Origin of the sequence: Brevundimonas sp. (assembly GCF_030656255.1) — a bacterium.
Taxonomy (GTDB): domain Bacteria; phylum Pseudomonadota; class Alphaproteobacteria; order Caulobacterales; family Caulobacteraceae; genus Brevundimonas.
In genome coordinates, this window is record NZ_JAUSOE010000093.1 from 1 (window position 1) to 16,811 (window position 16,811).

The following is a 16,811-nucleotide window of genomic DNA, read 5'->3' on the forward strand; positions in this document are numbered from 1 at the left end:
CGAGAGCTCCGGCCCGATGCAGGTCGTTTCGGGCCCTTTCGGACGAGAGCGCGTGCACTACGAAGCGCCGCCCGCCGCCCGTCTGCAGGACGAGATGCGCGCGTTCCTCGACTGGTTCACTGACGAGCCGCGGACGGATCCGGTCCTCAAGGCCGCGATCGCCCACCTGTGGTTCGTGACCATCCACCCGTTCGACGACGGGAACGGCCGGATCGCCCGGGCGATCGCCGACATGGCGCTCGCCCGTTCCGAGAAAAGCGCCCAGCGGTTCTACAGCATGTCCGCCCAGATCCGGCTGGAGCGCAAGGACTACTACGCGACCCTGGAGACGACCCAGAAAGGCGCGCTGGACGTGACCCTCTGGCTGGACTGGTTCCTCGGCTGCCTCGATCGCGCATTCGACGGCGCGGAAACCACCCTGACCCATGTGATGCGCAAGGCGCGCTTCTGGGAGGCGCTCGCAGGTCAGACGTTGAGCGAGCGCCAGAGCACGGTCATCAACCGGCTGCTCGACGGCTTCGAAGGCAAGCTCACCTCGACCAAATGGGCGGCGCTGACGAAGTCCTCGCCCGACACGGCCTTGCGCGACATCAAAGATCTGGTGGACCGGGGCATCCTCGTGAAGGATGACGGCGGGGGACGCAGCACAAGCTATTCTCTGGTCGATCGAGGATAAGCGCCTCCCCATGGCGCCGGCGAGGCTCTGCGCCGTGCGGCTCCACTGAAGACCCTGCCTCGACAGGGAGGATCGCAATTCGCCAGTTCTGGCGCGTTACCGCCAAAAACGCAGCCTCAGGCCTGGCGTGCGATAGCAATGGCCGAGAGGTCGGACGCGGCATCCACCAAAACTCCGGCCGCCTTGCGCTCCGAATAGCGGTCCACGAGCTGAACGGCGTGGGGCCGGACCAGGATGGTGAAGCGCACCAGTTCCTCCATCACATCGACAATCCGCTCATAGTAGGCCGAGGGTTTCATCCGGCCGGCCTCGTCGAATTCCTGGAAGGCCTTGGCCACGCTCGACTGGTTGGGGATGGTGACCATCCGCATCCAGCGGCCCAGAAGGCGCAGAGTGTTGACGGCGTTGAAGCTCTGGGACCCGCCCGACACCTGCATGACGGCGAGCGTCCGGCCCTGGGTCGGGCGCATGCCGCCCAGGCTCAACGGCAGGTGATCGATCTGCAGCTTCATCAGTCCGGAGACCTGGCCGTGCCGCTCCGGGCTGCACCAGACCATGCCCTCCGACCACAAGGCGTGTTCGCGCAACTCGCGCACCGCCGGGTGGTCGTCGTCGCCGGGCGCGCCCGGCAGGGGCAGGTCGGTGGGGTCGAAGATTCGGGTCTCGCATCCCCTTTGCTGCAGCAGGCGGGCCGCTTCCTCGACGCAGAACCGCGAATACGACCGCTCGCGCAGCGATCCGTACAGGAGAAGGATACGCGGCGCCGGCTCGGTCGGGCCCAGTCCACGGGCGGGATCGGCGGACAGATAGGCCGCGTCCAGAGCCGGCAGATGATCCGGGTCCGGCAGCGAGCGCAGGCGGGTGAAGGTCATCACAGGTCCTTGGTCAGACAGGCGGCCGACGCCGGCCAGACGTCCGCGAAGTCCGACGTGCGGACGAGCGATAGACCGGGCCGGTCCTATTAAGGTCACTACAGGACGGTGAACAGCAATCGCTCGGGACCGCGCCGAGACCGCGACACCCTGACCGTCGCCAAACCCCGCGGGATCCTTCAGAGAGTCAAAGGCGGCGGTTGACGGATACGAGGCAAGAAGCTGCGGGCAACAACATTCCAAGGCACTATTTTCCCGTGACCTGCTCGCGGGTCGATCTCCGCAAAAATTAGTTCGGTGTTTTCAGCAGATTTCAGGGGCCTTCACCGCAATGCGCCATGCCAATGGACAGGCGAGCGCTCGCCAGCAAAAGATTTTTGGTAGCGGTGTGGTAGCGGCGTAAAAAATAGGGTGGGCGATCCCGTTGGGATCGCCCTGCCATAACCTATTGATTGCCTTGGCAATCTCGACTGGAGCGGGCGAAGAGATTCGAACTCTCGACCCCAACCTTGGCAAGGTTGTGCTCTACCACTGAGCTACGCCCGCACTCCGTAGGAGCTAGGTGCGCTCCCCGTCGAGGAGGGGGCGTATAGCGGAGGGTTGAGCGGTTCCGCAAGAGGTTTTTTCGACCTATCGCGGTTCGCGTCGCCCGCGTCGGAAAACGCCGCCGAAACGCTCCCGGCGCTCGCCGCCTGAGCGCTTTCGCGCTCAAGCGACGAGCCGCCGCGCGTCAGCGCGGCGCCAACCTGATAGCCCCGTCCAGCCGGATGCATTCGCCGTTGATATAGACGTTGCGGGCCAGTTCCAGCACCAGGGACGCATAGTCGGCCGGCGTGCCCAGGCGGCTGGGGAAGGGGATGGCGGCGGCCAGGGCGTCCTGGATCTTCTGGTCCATGCCGGCCATCATCGGCGTCCACATGATGCCGGGCAGGATGGTGTTGCAGCGCACGCCTTCCTGGGCCAGATCGCGCGCCACAGGCAGGGTCATAGCGTAGACGCCGCCCTTGGACGCCGAATAGGCCGCCTGGCCGATCTGGCCGTCCTGAGCCGCCACGGACGCCGTATTGACGATCAGGCCGCGCTCGCCGTCCGCCATCGGCTCCAGCGTCACCATGCCCGCCGCCGACTGCGACAGGACGCGGAAGGTGCCGAACAGGTTGACCCGCACGGTGCGTTCGAACTGAGCCATGTCGTGGGCGCGAATCTCGCCGGTGTCCTTCTTGCGCGAGACGGTCTTCTGGCCCGTGGCGATACCGGCGCAGTTGACGGTCAGCCGCTCCTGGCCGTGGGCGGCGCGGGCCTTTTCGAAGGCGGCGGCGACCGAGGCGTCGTCGGTCACGTCCACCTGGCAGAAGACGCCGCCGATTTCCCTGGCGATCTCTTCGCCGCGTTCGGCGTTCAGATCGAACAGGGCGACCCGTGCGCCCGTCGCAGCGATGGCGCGGGCGGTGCCTTCGCCCAGGCCCGAGGCGCCCCCGGTGACCACGGCGGCGATGGTGTTGTCGAGTTTCATCCTGGTCGTTCCTATGTATTGTTTGAACCTGAGTTTCGTTTGAGGATTTAGCGGCCATGACCGCCAAAGCCAAACCCGCCGATCCGTCCGACGCCCTGGACCCGAAAAAGGCCCTCGTCCCTTCCGTCGTGAAGGTCAACGAGGCGCGCGTGACCAAGGGCTTCTGGCCCAAGATCACCCGCACGGCCGCCCGCATCCCCTTCGCCGACCAGGCCCTGGCCGCGTGGTACGCCGCGCGCGACCCCGAAACGCCGATGGCGGCCAAGGGCATGATCTTCGCCGGCCTGGCCTATTTCGTCCTGCCGGTGGACGCCATTCCCGACATCTTCGCGGGCATTGGCTACACCGACGACGCCGCCGTGATCACCGCCGTCCTCGCCATGGTCGGCGCCAGCATCAAACGCCGCCACCGCGACAAAGCCGAAGACGCGGTGCAGCGGTTGAAGGCGAAATAATAATCCTCCCCCGAGAAGCGTAGCGGAACGGGGGAGGTCAGCTCTCCACCGTCACCACGATCTTGCCCAGGGCCTGACGGTCGCCCAAGGCTTTGATCGCCTCGCCGGCCTTCTCCAGGGGGAAGGTCTTGGACACCCGCGGCTTGATCTTGCCGTCGGCGTACATCTGCATCAGTTCGGCCATATTGGCGGCGTGGCCCTTGGGATCGCGCGCGACGGCCGCGCCCCAGAAGACGCCGATCACCGACACCGACTTCAGCAGCGTCAGGTTCAGCGGCAATGACGGAATCCCCGCCGGGAAGCCGACCACCAGATACCGCCCGTTCCAGTCCATGGCCCGCAGCGCCGGATCGGCATAATCGCCGCCTACCGCGTCATAGACCACGTCGGCGCCGTCGCGGCCGGTCGCCAGCCTGAACTCGCCCGACAGCTCCTTCTGCGCGGCCTTGTCCATCGGGCCGGTCGGATAGATCAGGCCGTTGTCGGCCCCCAGGTCCAGGGCGAACTGGACCTTGTCGTTGGTCGAGGCGGCGGCGACCACGCGCGCGCCCATGGCCTTGCCCAGTTCGACGGCGGCGGCGCCCACGCCCCCGGCCGCGCCCAGCACCAGCAGGGTCTCGCCGGCCTTCAGCTGCGCCCGGTCCTTCAGCGCATAATAGCTGGTGCCATAGGTCATGATCAGGGCCGCCGCCTCCTCGAAGCTCATGGCCTCGGGAATGGGGATGACCGTCTCGGCCCGCACCGCCAGCCGCTCCACCAGCCCGCCCCAACCGGGCACGGCGATGACGCGGTCGCCCTTGCGCACGCCCTTGACGCCCTCGCCCACAGCCTCGACCACGCCCGCGACCTCGGCGCCGGGCGAGAAGGGCCGCTCGGGGCGGAACTGGTATTTGTCCTCGATGATCAATGTGTCGGGATAGTTGATCCCCACCGCCTTGACCTCGATCACCACCTCGCCCGCCTTGGGCGTGGGATCGAGCACGTCTTCCACCACCAGGGTTTCAGGACCGCCAGGCGCTTTCGAAAGAACAGCACGCATCAAGATTTCCTTTTCCCCGTGGCCGACATGGCGCGGCCTTCATCGCGACGCTAAACAGCGCCACGCCCGATTGAAAGAGGCGACGAAAACCAGGCTCAGGAAGACCCCATGACCGCCCTCATCCTTCACGGCGGCGCCGGCGCCCGGCGCGAACGCAACTACGACGCCGAGGTCGTGCACATGCGCCAGGTGGTCGAGGCCATGAAGGCGCGGCTGGACGCGGGCGACAGCGCCCTAGACGTCGCCACCGCCGCCGTCGTCATGCTGGAGGATTCCGGCCTTTACGTCGCCGGCAAGGGCGCCTCTCCCAATCTGGCCGGCGCCTATGAGCTGGACGCCAGCATCATGGACGGATCGACGAAACGCGCCGGGGCCGTCGCCGCCCTGCAAGGCTTCCGCAACCCCGTCGTCGCCGCCCGCGCCGTGATGGACCGCACGCCGCACGTCATGCTGGTGGGCGAGGGCGCGGCCCTGTTCGCCCATGACCAGAAGCTGGAGCCCATCGCCGACGAGGCCGCCTGGTTCACCGGCGCCGGCCAGGGCGAGGACAACCATCCGCCTGGAACCCTCAGCCACGGCACCGTCGGCGTCTGCGTTCTGGACGCACAAGGCCGCCTCGCCGCCGCCACCTCGACCGCAGGCGTCTTCGGCAAGATGCCCGGCCGCGTCGGCGACACCCCCATCCCCGCCGCCGGAACCTGGGCCGACGCCAAGGCCGCGACCTCCTGCACAGGCCAGGGCGAATATTTCATCCGCGTCGCCGCCGCCGCCCAAGTCGCCTGGCGCGTCGCCGCCGGCCAGACCCTGGCCCAGGCGACCCAGGCCGTGATCGACGAGATCGGTCAAATGGGCGGCGACGGCGGCATGATCGCCCTGGACGTCGCTGGAAACATCGCCGCCCCCTTCAACAGCCAAGGCATGAAACACGCCTGGCTGACGCCCGTCGGCGAGATCGGCGTCGAGGTCTTCAGGGACTAGGCCCCGATCTCGCTCTGGCCTGACATCACGTCGGAGATGGTGGTCAGCAGCACCTTCAGGTCGATGGGCTTGCTGACCACCGCATCCATGCCCGCCGCCAGATAGGCCTCGACCTGCTCCACCATCGCATTGGCCGTCAGGGCGATGATCGGCGTCCGCGCCAGCGCCTCGTCGGCCTCGCGTTTGCGAATGGTCTTCGTCGCCGTGGGACCGTCCATGTTCGGCATCTGCACGTCCATCAGGATCAGGTCCCAGGCGCACGCCTGCGTCGCCTTCACCGCCTCAAGGCCGTCCTCGACGATCTCGACCTCGATCCCGACCTGGCCCAGCAGACCGCGGATCACCTGCTGATTGACCGGATGATCCTCGGCGACCAACACCCGCAGCGCCGCCTGCGGCTCGGCGTCGGCCCCATCCTCGCCGGCCTTCACAGGCTGCGTCCGCTTCAGCGGCAGGGTGACGACGAAGGTCGCCCCCTCGCCCGCCTCGCTTTCGACCTCGATGCGACCGCCCAGCAGGTCCACCAGCGCCGCCACGATCGACAGCCCCAGCCCCGCCCCGTCGCGGCGATCGACCGCCGCCGCCTCGATCTGGGCGAAGCGCGTGAACAGATGTTCGATCTGGTCGGCCGGAATGCCCCGCCCGGTGTCCGAAACCCGCAACACCACCCCGGCGTCCGTGCGCGCAACATCCAGCGCCACCTCGCCCTGGGCCGTGAACTTGATGGCGTTGGACAGCAGGTTGAACAGGATCTGGCGCAGCCGCACCGGATCGGCGCTGACCCAGCCCAGACCCGCCGACCGCACGTGCAAGGCCAGTCCCTTGCTGTCCGCCAGCGGTCTCAGCGTCTCGGTCACCTCGTGGATCAGGGCGTCGGCGTCGATGGCCTGGGGCACGATCTCCAGCCGCCCTTCCTCGATCCGCGACAGGTCCAGGATCTGGTTGATCAGGTCCAGCAGGGTGTGGGCCGACCGGTCCAGAATCTCCAGACGCCGCTTCTGTCGGTCCTCCAACGCATCGCCGGCCATGATCTGCGCCATGCCGATGACGCCGTTCAGGGGGGTGCGGATCTCGTGGCTCATATTGGCCAGGAAGCGGGACTTGGCGGCGTTGGCCTCGTCCGCTTCCTGGCGTGCATCCTGGGCCGCGTCGCGGTCCAGAAGGGCCGCCGCATGCGCCGCCTTGACCTCGGCCAGCAGGCTCTTGTTGCGTTGATCGGCCGCGAACAGATCGCACCACAGGGCGTGCATGGCCCGCGAGATGATGACCAGGATGATCGCCAGCTTGACGAAGGCGGCCGCGACCGCCAGCCCATGCGGTCCCATCAACGCCGGATAGATCATCACCAGCACAGCGACAGCGATCGGCGCCGCCGCCAGACCCAGCAGCCTCGGCGCCGCGCTGAACTGGACGAAGGCCACGCCGATCGACCAGACTTGGATCAGAATGACCACCAGTCGGACATCGGCGATCGGGTTCGACAGCCAGGCGACCAACGGACCCGACACCCCCAGGGCGAACCTCGCCGTCACGATCGTCATCAGCACCGGGGGCCAGCCGGACACTGGGGCCTCTTCACGCTGGTAGCGTTTCACCCGTCGCTGCGCCCAGGCGTCGAACGCCATGCCGAAGGCAGCGAATCCCAGGCCCAGCCAGGGCTGCCCCAGGGCCGCCAGGATCAGCCCCGCCGCCGCCCAACTGCCGTAGAGCACGGCCGGCGGAGTAACCATATTTTCCAGGACGAAGGCCCAGACCGCGTTTTTTTCGTCGGAGACAGAAGTCGCTTTCGCTCGTCTCGGCACGCGTCCTCGGCATGGGTGGCCGCTGGAATGCGGCATTCGGCGAATAGATCGCCGTCATGAACTTGTCCACCAACGACCTGGCCAAGGATGCGGTTCATTACATCTCGGTAAGGTGCAAGTCGGCCAATCGCTGATACGGTCGGCAGCGCCCGGCGTTCCGGGCCTGGGAGCCCCGCATGAAATTCCGCCTGACCGCAACCGTCGCCGCCTCGGCCCTGATGCTGGGCCTCGCCGCCCCCGCCTTCGCAGAGGCCGCCGCCGCCCCCGCCGCCGCCGTTCAGGCCCCCCAGGGCGTCACGGTCCCGCCGCTGGGCTTCGCCAAGCGTGTCCTGCCGAACGGGCTTGAGGTCTACACCTCCCGCGACGCCGATACGTCCAACGTCACGGTACAGGTCTGGTACAAGGTCGGGTCAAAGGACGATCCGGCCGGCCGTTCGGGCTTCGCCCACCTGTTCGAACACCTGATGTTCAAGTCCACCAAGAACCTGCCGCCCGAGACCTTCGACCGTCTGACCGAGGACGTGGGCGGCTCGAACAACGCCTTCACCGCCGACGACACCACCGCCTATTTCGAGACCGTGCCTGCCAACCATCTGGAGCGGATGCTGTTCGCCGAGGCCGACCGCATGGGCTCGCTTGTCGTGGACGAGCCGACCTTCGTCGCCGAGCGCGACGTGGTGAAGGAGGAATACCGCCAGCGTATCCTCGCCAATCCCTATGGCCGCCTGTTCGGCCTGTTCGTGCCCGAGACCATCTATCAGGAAAGCCCCTATCGCCGCCCCGGCATCGGCTCGATCGAGGAGCTTGAGGCCTCGTCGCTGGAGGACGTGCGCCGCTTCCACGCCACATATTATCGGCCCGACGCCGCCTATCTGATCGTGGCGGGCAACTTCGACCAGGCCCAGCTGGACCGCTGGATCGACCAGTATTTCGGCCCGCTGAAGAACCCGACCACGCCGGTCCCGGTCAACAATGTGGTCGAGCCCGAGCCGACGGGCCCGCGCAACGTCACCTATTATGCGCCGAACGTGCCCCTGCCGGCCGCCGTCGTCGCCTGGCCGACCATCAAATACGCCGACGCCGACCGCGCCGCCCTGACCGTGCTGGACGGCATCCTGTCCACCGGCGAGTCGAGCCGTCTGTATCGCTCGCTGGTCTATGACAAGCAGATCGCCGCCCAGATCGGCTCGACCCCCGATTTCTCGCAACAGGCCGGCAATCTGTCGGCTCTGGCGATCATGGCCCAGGGCCATACGGCCGAGGAGGGCGTCGCCGCCCTGAACGAAGAAATCGCAAAGCTGCGCGACGCCCCCGTCACCGCCGAGGAACTGTCCGAGGCCAAGAACGAGATCGTCGCTGATGCGCTGCGCAGCCGCGAGACGGTGGACGACCGCGCCACCGCGCTCGGCTTCGCCCTGATCAACACCGGCTCGGCCGCCGCCGCCGACGACGAGGTCGCCCAGATCCAGGCCGTCACCGTCGCCGACGTCCAGCGCGTGGCCCGCAAATATCTGACGCCGCAACGCCAATCGACGATCACCTTCCTCGCCGCCGATGACGCAAACCCCGCCTCGGTCCAGAAGATGAACGTCGGCGCCCCGGTCACCGTCGCCGACCTGGCGCCGGCCGGCCCGCCCGCGGTCCTCCTGCCCGAGGCCGAGCGCACCCCCCTGCCCCAGCCGGGCGCCGAGGTCGCGCCCGTGACCCCGAGCGTCGCCGACTTCCGCCTGGATAACGGCCTGCGCATCCTGGTCGCCCCGACCGACGGCGTGCCGCTGGTCTCGGCCCGCCTCAGCTTCGACGCCGGCTCGTCCGACGATCCGACGGGCAAGGCCGGTATCGCCGCCATGACCGCCGCCCTGCTGACGCAAGGCACCAAGACCAAGACGGCGCCGGAAATCGCCACCCAGATCGAACAGCTGGGCGCCTCGATCGGCGCCGGTGCGGGCGTGGACTTCTCCAATGTCTACGCCAACGCCCCGTCCAACGCCTTCCCAGCGACCGTCGCCCTGATGGCCGATCTGGTGAAGAACCCGACCTTCGCCGGCGAGGAGCTTGAGCGTCAGCAGGCCCAGACCCTGGACGGCCTGCGCGTCGCCCTCAGCCAGCCGGCCGCCATCGCCGGCATGACCGTCGGCCGCGTCATCTATGGCGACGCCCCCTATGGCGCGACGATCACGCAACAGACGGTGCCGACCATCACCCCGGCCGATGTCGCCGCCTTCCACGCCGCCCGCTATCGCCCGTCGGACGCGACTTTGGTCTTCTCGGGGGACATCACCCCCGACGCCGCCCGCGCCCTGGCGCAACAGGCGTTCGGCGACTGGAACCCGGCCGGCGCGGCGCCCGCCGCCACCGCCAACCCCGCCGGTCAGGCCCTGGCGCCCCGCATCGTGGTGGTGAACCAGCCCGGCGCCGGCCAGGCCGCCGTGGTCGCGGCCGTTCGCGGCGTGTCGCGCACCGACGCCGACTTCTTCCCCCTGACGGTCGGCAACACCCTGCTGGGCGGCGGCTTCTCGTCGCGGCTGAACCAGGAAATCCGCATCAAGCGCGGCCTGTCCTACGGCGCCTCGTCGTCGCTGGGCGTGCGGGCGGATGCGGGCCTGTTCACCGCCTCGACCCAGACCAAGAACGAGACCGCCGACGAGGTCGCCGACCTGATCCTGGCCGAGATCGCCAAACTGGGCGCCGAGACCCCGACCCCGGCCGACCTGGCCCCGCGTCGCGCCACCCTGATCGGCGGCTTCGGCCGCTCGCTGGAGACGGTGGACGGCCTGGGGGCCCTGGTCGCCAACCTGGCCCTCTATGACCTGCCGATGAGCGATCTCGCCGACTACGCCGGCCGGGTCCGCGCCGTGACGCCCGAACAGGTCCAGGCCGCCTTCGCCGAACACCTGCCGGTCAATCGCGCCAGCTTGGTCATCGTCGGCGACGGCTCGCTGTTCCTCGACGCCCTGCGCGCCAAACACCCAAACCTCGAAGTCATCGAGGCCGGTGCCCTGAACCTGAACAACGGCGCGCTGAAGTAAGGCGACACAAACCCCTCTCCCTCCCCGTTCCGGGGAGGGTGGTCGCGCAGCGACCGGGTGGGGACGGCCCCGGCAAGGCCGTATTACCTACAGGTCTTGAACGGTCGCTTTGCCGCCCCCACCCGACCTCGCTTCGCTCGGCCGCCCTCCCCCGCTGGGGGAGGGAGAGGCGCCGCCTTCTACTCGCGAACCATCCTAATCCAGCCGAGGCCGCCCAAGCTTTTCAACAGGTTAAAGACCAGCAGCGGCTTTCACCCATGCGCGGTCCCAACCGGGGTTATGATCCACCCCTGGTCTTTGACATCGCGATCCCGCCGACTTGGACTCGTTGGACGACTTGGACTGTTTTTTCGCAGTCCAACTTCGAGTTTCAACTCGCCTTCAAATTGCACAGTGCAATTCGAGTGCAACTTTTTCTTTCAACGATTACAGTTGATTGACCGAGAATTGCACTTCGTTGCACTGTTTTTCCCGAGTGCAACTTCGCCGCCTAGACCGACAGGCACACCACCTGCGCCACGCGCAGATCGCGCCTCAGCCGGTTCGACACCCGTCCGTAATCCTCGGTCGTCACCGCCTGGCCCCGCGCATCCTCGCCCGCCGTCTGTTCGCCCCGGATCGCCGGGCCGAAGGTCTCGGGCGCCGTCGTATAGATCCGGCCGCGGCGCGGCGCCTCGGCGATGGTGACGCCCACGACCCGGCCCTGACCGTCCAGCGCCGGCGCCCCCGACAGGCCCGACAACGTGCCCTCAAGCCCATTGGTGCGCCCGACCTCGGCCCAGGCCAGGACCGGCTCGTCGCGTGCGCCGCGTCCGAACACCTTCAACGTTTCGCGGCCCAAGAGGCGCGAGGTCACTTCGCCCGGCCGCCCTTGCGGGAAACCGGGATGGAAGGCCCGCTGTCCCTTGCGCAACGGCGCCTCGGCCGCGACCGGCAAGGCGGGCGGCCCCCCGTCGGTGATCAGCAGGGCGATGTCCGCGCGGGGCGCCAGACGCACGTCGGCGGCGACGGCCCGGCCCTGGCCCACCACCAGCGCCGGCCTGCGACACCCCTCGACCACATGGCGCGCCGTGATCCAGCGACCCCGGCCGGCGATGGAGAAGGCGGTCCCCGACGCCGGCTTGAACGGCGCCTGGCCCGCGTCGACCGTCACGGCGGCGTCGAAAGGGGTGATCGGTCCCAGCAGCGGCCCTTCGACCTCGGAGGCGGGCGCCGAGGCGGGCGGCGCATCCGCATTCTCGCGCCGGCCCAGCGACACGGCCAGGAAGACGGCCGCCACCGCTCCGTAGATGGCCCAGTCCGGCAGGCGGGGAAATTGCATGAACCCAGCCGATCAGCCGGTCAGCGCGGCGGACAGGATCACGGCCGTCGCCAGCTTGGCGCCCAGCAGCACCACCGCCGCCGAGATCTCGCCATGCCGAATCCGCTCGGGCAAACCCGTCAGCAGCAGATCCACCACCCGGAAGGCCAGAAGCTGCAGAACCACCGTCGCCACACCCCAGATGGCGATGTCGCGCACCGAGGTCGAGACCGACAGGGACACCGCCAACGGCACGGCCAACCCCACCAAGATACCGGCAAAGGCGATGGCGGCGGCGGTATTGCCCTGACGGATCAGGGCGACCTCCTTCCACGGCGTCAGCAGGGCATAGACCGTCGCCCCCGCCGCAAGCAGCAGCAGGGTGACGATCAGGTGCATGACCATGACCGGGAAGCCCGAGGCGAAAGCCTGCACCTCGGCGCTGGAAAGGACGTTCGACAGGGACGGGTCCATATCCAGACGCCTTGCCCGATTGTCGCCCCAATCCGCAAGCGCGGCCGGGACACAGTGCGTGACATTATGTGTCGAGGGTTGTGTCTCCTCCCTATCGCGTAGCGATGGGGAGGTGGCGCGGCGCATCTTCGCGCCGTGACGGAGGGGCTCTTTGGTCCATCACAAGCGGCAGCGTGACTTCAAGAGCCCCTCCACCGCTTCGCGGTCCCCCTCCCCACGATGTGGGGAGGAGACGACGGATCAGGCCGCCTCAGCTCCCGCCGCCTGCTCCGCCTTCCTGAGCGTGCTGGCCCGGACCTTCTCGCTTTCGGACTTCAGCTGGCCGCAGGCGGCCAGGATGTCGCGGCCGCGGGGGGTGCGGATGGGGCTGGCATAGCCGGCCTTGTTCAGGATGGCGGCGAACCGTTCGATGGTCTTCCAGTCCGAGCATTCATATTCGACGCCCGGCCAGGGGTTGAACGGGATCAGGTTGATCTTGGCCGGGATGCCCTCGATCAGCTTCAGCAGGGCGCGCGCCTCTTCCGGGCTGTCGTTGACGCCCTTCAACATCACGTATTCGAACGTCACCCGGCGCGCGTTCGACAGGCCCGGATAGGCCCGGATGCCCGCCATCAGCTGGTCCAGCGGATATTTCTTGTTCAGCGGCACCAGGACGTCGCGCAGAGCGTCGTTGGTGGCGTGCAGACTGATGGCCAGCATGGCCGCCGTGCGCGTGCCCAGGGCGTCCAGTTGCGGCACCACGCCCGAGGTCGAGACGGTGATCCGGCGCCGCGACAGGGCGATGCCCTCATTGTCCGAGATGATGTCGATGGCGTCGGCGACGTGGTCCAGATTATAGAGCGGCTCGCCCATGCCCATGAAGACGATGTTCGACAGGCGGCGGTCTTCCTTGGGCGACGGCCATTCCTCCAGATCGTCGCGCGCCACCTGGACCTGGGCCACGATCTCGGCGGCGGTCAGGTTGCGGACCAGCTTCTGGGTGCCGGTGTGGCAGAAGGTGCAGTTCAGGGTGCAGCCGACCTGGGACGAAACGCACAGGGCGCCGGCCCGGCCCACGTCAGGGATGTAGACGGTCTCGATCTCGATGCCCGGGGCGGTGCGGATCAGCCATTTGCGGGTGCCGTCCTTGGACACCTGGCGTTCGACGATCTCGGGCCGGGCCAGGGTGAAATGCTCGGCCAGCTTGGCCTGCATGTCCTTGGCCACATTGCTCATGGCCGCAAAATCAGTGACGCCGTAGTGGTGAATCCAGCCCCACACCTGGCTCGCGCGCATCTTGGCCTTTTCGGGCGGACAGACGTCGGCGTCGATCAAGGCCTGGCGCAGGCCCGCGCGCGTCAGGCCGCTGAGGTTGACGGGGGCCTTGACGGCCGGCGCGTTCGAGACGCGCGAAAGGTCGAGCGTGATGCTCAAGGCGGCGATCCTGCGTGAGGTTGAGCCGGCCTATATAGCACGGATCCCGGCGATTGCATGGCCGGGGCGGATTCGACGGCCTTAGAGGCCCACGTCCCAGACACCGGCGTTGCGCATCCGGGTCTCGCGCGCCTCTTCGGCCCGGCCGCCCATCTCGCCCGCCATGCCCCGGATCGCGGTCGAGACGGTGCTCTTGTGCACGCCCGGCACGACCGCGTGGGCGAAGGCGGCGCCAGCCAGGCGCATCAGTTTAAAGCCGAAGGCGGCCGAGGCGGCCATATGTTCGAAATAGGTCTCGCCCACTTCGCGCGGATGATCGCGGAACAGCCGGGCGAAGGGCGTGGAGCCTGAACGGGGCCGGTCTATCGTCGTCTGGCTCATGGCGCGGCTCCCTGCTTCGGCGCCCTTATGGTCACGCCTGACGGCCTTGGACGCAACCCCTGTCGCGATCCGTTCATTCCGCCGGTCCGCCCCATCGTCAGAAGCGAAAACTCGGGCTAGGGTCGTCGTTCGATCAAGGGAATGCTCATGCCGATCCGCCTCAAGGCCGTCTCCTCCATGGCCGTCGCGCTGGCCCTGCTGGCCTCGGCGTCGCCGGTCCTGGCCCAGTCGGGCGCCGCCGGCCTGCCCTATGACGCCCGTCGCGGCGTGTTCAGCTTCTCGTCGGGGCTGGAGGGTTCGCTGCCAGCGGTCGTTCAGGTGACGACCCTGGGCCAGTCGCGCGGCCCCAGCTCGGACGCCGCCGATCCCAAACCCTACGCCTCCGGCTCCGGCGTCATCGTCGATGCGGCCGAGGGCCTGCTGATCACCAACAATCACGTGGTCGAGGGCGGGCGAAAGTTCACCGTCGACCTGACCGACGGCCGCCTGTTCGACGCCGTCCTGGTCGGGGCGGACAAGGCGACCGACATCGCCGTGCTGCGCATCGTGCCCGACGGTCGGGCGCTGAACCTGAAACAGGTCCAGACGGTGGATTCCGACACCCTGCGCACCGGCGACCTGGCCTTCGCCGTCGGCTATCCGCTGGGCCTGGACCAGACCCTGACCATGGGCGTCATCTCGGGCCTGAACCGCTCCGGCCTGGGCGATGCGGTCGAGGACTATATCCAGACCGATGCGGCCGTGAACTCGGGCAATTCGGGCGGCCCCTTGCTGGACAGCCGGGGCCGGCTGATCGGCATCAACACCTCGATCCTGTCGGGCGGCCTGGGCGGGGGCAACGACGGCATCGCCTTCGCCGTGCCGACGCGGATCATGCTGTATGTCGCCGACCAGCTGAAGAAGAACGGCGAGGTCAAGCGCGGCCAGACCGGGGCCATCTTCGGCTCGCTGAACGCCGAGCGCGCGCGCGAGCTGCACCTGGGCATCGTGCGCGGGGCGGTCGTGGCCGATGTCGCGCCGGGATCGCCGGCCGAGCGCGCAGGCCTGCGCCACAACGACGTCATCACCCGCATCGAGGGCCGTCCCGTCGCCAACGCCGGTTCGGTCAACGCCACCATCGGCATCGCCGCGCCGGGCTCCGACCTCAGCGTCGCCTATCTGCGCGGCGGCCGCGAGGCTGCGACGTCATTGTCGGTCGAGACGCCGGTGGATCAGCCGGTGGTCGTCGGCGCCCAGTCGGTGCTGGCCTATGGCGCGACCCTGCGCAATCAGGACGGCGGCGCCCAGGTCGTCGCCGTCACCGCCGGATCGCCCGCCGCCCAGGCCGAGCTGACGGCCGGCGACCTGATCACCGCCATCGGCGGCGCCGCCGTGGCCGACGCCCAGGCGGCCGCCACCGCCTTGCAAGGCGCGACGGGTTCGGTCGAGGCGACCGTGCTGCGGAATGGAGAGCCCCTCAGCCTGACCCTGTCGCTATAAGCGGCGGGGCTCCAGGTCGGGTCAGGATACCCTAACGCTGTCTGGCAGAGGTCCAGACAGCGAAACGCCCGCCTTGCCAGGGAGGGGGAGGGGAAAGGCAGGGCGGGCGCTCGCTTGGAGGAAGCATCGGCCGCCGGAGCCCTTCGTGGAAACATCCAGGGGGGCTGGGGGGGCTGTTCAGGATCCGGACGCTTCCGAACTCCGACGAGCCGATGATCGATATTTCGTCGCCCAACCGGGCGGGCGAAGGACCGAAACGGGGCCATTTCGTGTCTGCGTCGTTTTCCTCTCGCCCACTGGCGCCGGGCCGCCGTGTCCTTAAGTTGAGGCGATGAGCATGAACCCTCACGAGGCGCCCCCGTCGTCCGGCCCCGTCTTCTTCGACCGCCGCGAACTGGACCCCATCCTGCGCGTCTACGGCCGCATGGTCGCGCAAGGCGAATGGCGCGACTACGCCATGGTGGGCCACAAGGATTTCGCCGAGTTCGCCGTCTTCCGCCGCTCCGGCGACGCCCCCCTCTATCGGATCGAAAAACGCCCCGCCCTCCAGACCCGCCAGGGCCAGTGGGCCGTCATCGGCGAAGGCGGACAGATTTTGAAACGCGGCCGCGACCTGGCCCAGGTGCTTCGCGTCTTCGACGGCCGCAAGTTCCAGGTGATCGACTGACGCAAAAAGGGCCCCGCGAGGGGCCCTTTCAGTATCCGTCTTGCGACAGATCTTAGTTCCGGTTGCCGCCCATGAAGGCCAGCAGGAATTGGAACAGGTTCACGAAGTTGATGAACAGGCTCAGCGCGCCGAAGCCCGTGGCCACGCCCATTGCGTTCTGGTCGCCGCCCAACTGGTAGTAGGTCATCTTCAGACGCTGGGTGTCGTAGGCGATCAGGCCCGCGAAGATCAGCACGCCCAGACCCGAGATGATCAGGTAGAAGGTGCCCGACTGAAGGAACATGTTCACCACCGAGGCGATGACCAGGCCGATCACGCCGAAGATCAGGAATGTGCCCATTCCGGTCAGGTCCTTCTTGGTGGTGTAACCCACCAGGCTGAGCCCGCCGAAGGCCGCCGCCGTGACCAGGAAGGTCGAGGCCAGCGAGGCGCCGGTGTAGCGCAGGAACACGATGCCCAAGCCCGCGCCGATGGTGGCGACCACGGCCCAGTAGAGCAGGTTCACACCCTTGGCCGACGGGTTCTTCATGAAGAACATCGAACCGAACAGCATCACCAGCGGCGAGAACTGCACGATCATGCCCAGCATGGTCAGGCCGATCCGGCCGCCAGCCGTCTGGACGAACAGCAGCTGCTGCACGGCCGGTACGTTGCCGGTGACGTAGGCCAGGGCGGCGGCGACCACCAGGCCCAGGGCCAGCTTGTTGTAGACGCCCAGCATGAAGCTGCGCAG

General features: G+C 68.0%; 15 protein-coding genes and 1 tRNA gene. 6 read left to right on the plus strand and 10 right to left on the minus strand.

The features are described 5' to 3' along the window. Window positions 1-676: Fic family protein (locus tag Q7J26_RS09560; protein WP_304936226.1), on the plus strand; the 676-nt coding region annotated here is incomplete at its 5' end. A 116-nt stretch (window positions 677-792) separates the two neighbouring features. Here the strand turns inward: Q7J26_RS09560 and arsH are convergent. The 3 genes from arsH to Q7J26_RS09575 form a co-directional block, all read right to left on the minus strand. Next, window positions 793-1,548, minus strand: coding sequence for an arsenical resistance protein ArsH (gene arsH, locus Q7J26_RS09565; protein ID WP_304936227.1), 756 nt, complete (start codon window positions 1,546-1,548; stop codon window positions 793-795). Window positions 1,549-2,019: 471 nt separating this feature from the next. Continuing rightward, a tRNA-Gly gene (locus Q7J26_RS09570) sits at window positions 2,020-2,094 on the minus strand. A 184-nt stretch (window positions 2,095-2,278) separates the two neighbouring features. Next, on the minus strand, window positions 2,279-3,061 hold the full coding sequence (locus Q7J26_RS09575) for an SDR family NAD(P)-dependent oxidoreductase (protein WP_135194154.1): 783 nt from the start codon (window positions 3,059-3,061) through the stop codon (window positions 2,279-2,281). Between the two features lie 56 nt (window positions 3,062-3,117). Between Q7J26_RS09575 and Q7J26_RS09580 the strand changes: the two genes are divergently transcribed. Next, a complete protein-coding gene (locus tag Q7J26_RS09580) occupies window positions 3,118-3,516 on the plus strand; it encodes a YkvA family protein (RefSeq protein WP_304936228.1) in 399 nt (132 codons plus the stop codon). Window positions 3,517-3,553: 37 nt separating this feature from the next. On the opposite strand, the gene Q7J26_RS09585 is transcribed toward Q7J26_RS09580, so the two are convergent. Further along, window positions 3,554-4,555 carry an NADPH:quinone oxidoreductase family protein gene (locus Q7J26_RS09585; protein WP_304936229.1) on the minus strand — a complete coding sequence of 334 codons (1,002 nt, stop codon included), beginning with the start codon at window positions 4,553-4,555 and terminating at the stop codon, window positions 3,554-3,556. 108 nt (window positions 4,556-4,663) lie between these two features. Here Q7J26_RS09585 and Q7J26_RS09590 point away from each other — a divergent pair, with 108 nt between their 5' ends. Beyond that, the gene (locus Q7J26_RS09590; protein ID WP_304936230.1) at window positions 4,664-5,533 is read left to right on the plus strand and encodes an isoaspartyl peptidase/L-asparaginase family protein; all 870 of its coding nucleotides are present in this window, start codon (window positions 4,664-4,666) and stop codon (window positions 5,531-5,533) included. Here Q7J26_RS09590 and Q7J26_RS09595 read toward each other — a convergent pair. Further along, entirely contained in the window at window positions 5,530-7,263 is a 1,734-nt protein-coding gene (locus tag Q7J26_RS09595) for an ATP-binding protein (RefSeq protein ID WP_304936231.1), read from the minus strand. The genes Q7J26_RS09590 and Q7J26_RS09595 overlap by 4 nt on opposite strands. Window positions 7,264-7,511: 248 nt before the next feature. On the opposite strand from Q7J26_RS09595, the gene Q7J26_RS09600 reads away from it, so the two are divergent. Beyond that, window positions 7,512-10,364, plus strand: a complete 2,853-nt coding sequence (locus Q7J26_RS09600; protein ID WP_304936232.1) for a pitrilysin family protein — start codon at window positions 7,512-7,514, stop codon at window positions 10,362-10,364. Between the two features lie 490 nt (window positions 10,365-10,854). Here the strand turns inward: Q7J26_RS09600 and Q7J26_RS09605 are convergent, their stop codons facing one another. The 4 genes from Q7J26_RS09605 to Q7J26_RS09620 all read right to left on the minus strand — a co-directional run bounded on the left by Q7J26_RS09605 (window position 10,855) and on the right by Q7J26_RS09620 (window position 13,932). Then, window positions 10,855-11,685, minus strand: a complete 831-nt coding sequence (locus Q7J26_RS09605; RefSeq protein WP_304936233.1) for a serine protease — start codon at window positions 11,683-11,685, stop codon at window positions 10,855-10,857. A 12-nt stretch (window positions 11,686-11,697) separates the two neighbouring features. Continuing rightward, window positions 11,698-12,138 carry a DUF350 domain-containing protein gene (locus Q7J26_RS09610; protein ID WP_304936234.1) on the minus strand — a complete coding sequence of 147 codons (441 nt, stop codon included), beginning with the start codon at window positions 12,136-12,138 and terminating at the stop codon, window positions 11,698-11,700. A 240-nt stretch (window positions 12,139-12,378) separates the two neighbouring features. Continuing rightward, window positions 12,379-13,551 (minus strand): 23S rRNA (adenine(2503)-C(2))-methyltransferase RlmN, encoded by a 1,173-nt coding sequence (rlmN, locus tag Q7J26_RS09615; RefSeq protein WP_304936235.1) that lies wholly within the window; start codon window positions 13,549-13,551, stop codon window positions 12,379-12,381. Between the two features lie 81 nt (window positions 13,552-13,632). Then, the gene (locus Q7J26_RS09620; RefSeq protein ID WP_304936236.1) at window positions 13,633-13,932 is read right to left on the minus strand and encodes a DUF6356 family protein; all 300 of its coding nucleotides are present in this window, start codon (window positions 13,930-13,932) and stop codon (window positions 13,633-13,635) included. Window positions 13,933-14,079: 147 nt separating this feature from the next. Here Q7J26_RS09620 and Q7J26_RS09625 point away from each other — a divergent pair, with 147 nt between their 5' ends. Further along, a complete protein-coding gene (locus tag Q7J26_RS09625; protein ID WP_304936237.1) occupies window positions 14,080-15,411 on the plus strand; it encodes a trypsin-like peptidase domain-containing protein in 1,332 nt (443 codons plus the stop codon). 331 nt (window positions 15,412-15,742) lie between these two features. Beyond that, window positions 15,743-16,078 (plus strand): DUF2794 domain-containing protein, encoded by a 336-nt coding sequence (locus tag Q7J26_RS09630; RefSeq protein ID WP_304936238.1) that lies wholly within the window; start codon window positions 15,743-15,745, stop codon window positions 16,076-16,078. A gap of 52 nt (window positions 16,079-16,130) precedes the next feature. Here Q7J26_RS09630 and Q7J26_RS09635 read toward each other — a convergent pair. After that, window positions 16,131-16,811: Bax inhibitor-1/YccA family protein (locus Q7J26_RS09635; protein ID WP_304936239.1), on the minus strand; the 681-nt coding region annotated here is incomplete at its 5' end.

Excerpts from the sequence above, each read along its gene's own strand:
- arsH (WP_304936227.1), bottom strand. The coding sequence starts at position 1,548 with ATGACCTTCACCCGCCTGCGCTCGCTGCCGGACCCGGATCATCTGCCG.
- Q7J26_RS09575 (WP_135194154.1), bottom strand. The coding sequence starts at position 3,061 with ATGAAACTCGACAACACCATCGCCGCCGTGGTCACCGGGGGCGCCTCG.
- Q7J26_RS09580 (WP_304936228.1), top strand. The coding sequence starts at position 3,118 with ATGACCGCCAAAGCCAAACCCGCCGATCCGTCCGACGCCCTGGACCCG.
- Q7J26_RS09585 (WP_304936229.1), bottom strand. The coding sequence starts at position 4,555 with ATGCGTGCTGTTCTTTCGAAAGCGCCTGGCGGTCCTGAAACCCTGGTG.
- Q7J26_RS09590 (WP_304936230.1), top strand. The coding sequence starts at position 4,664 with ATGACCGCCCTCATCCTTCACGGCGGCGCCGGCGCCCGGCGCGAACGC.
- Q7J26_RS09595 (WP_304936231.1), bottom strand. The coding sequence starts at position 7,263 with ATGGTTACTCCGCCGGCCGTGCTCTACGGCAGTTGGGCGGCGGCGGGG.
- Q7J26_RS09600 (WP_304936232.1), top strand. The coding sequence starts at position 7,512 with ATGAAATTCCGCCTGACCGCAACCGTCGCCGCCTCGGCCCTGATGCTG.
- Q7J26_RS09605 (WP_304936233.1), bottom strand. The coding sequence starts at position 11,685 with ATGCAATTTCCCCGCCTGCCGGACTGGGCCATCTACGGAGCGGTGGCG.
- Q7J26_RS09610 (WP_304936234.1), bottom strand. The coding sequence starts at position 12,138 with ATGGACCCGTCCCTGTCGAACGTCCTTTCCAGCGCCGAGGTGCAGGCT.
- Q7J26_RS09620 (WP_304936236.1), bottom strand. The coding sequence starts at position 13,932 with ATGAGCCAGACGACGATAGACCGGCCCCGTTCAGGCTCCACGCCCTTC.
- Q7J26_RS09625 (WP_304936237.1), top strand. The coding sequence starts at position 14,080 with ATGCCGATCCGCCTCAAGGCCGTCTCCTCCATGGCCGTCGCGCTGGCC.
- Q7J26_RS09630 (WP_304936238.1), top strand. The coding sequence starts at position 15,743 with ATGAGCATGAACCCTCACGAGGCGCCCCCGTCGTCCGGCCCCGTCTTC.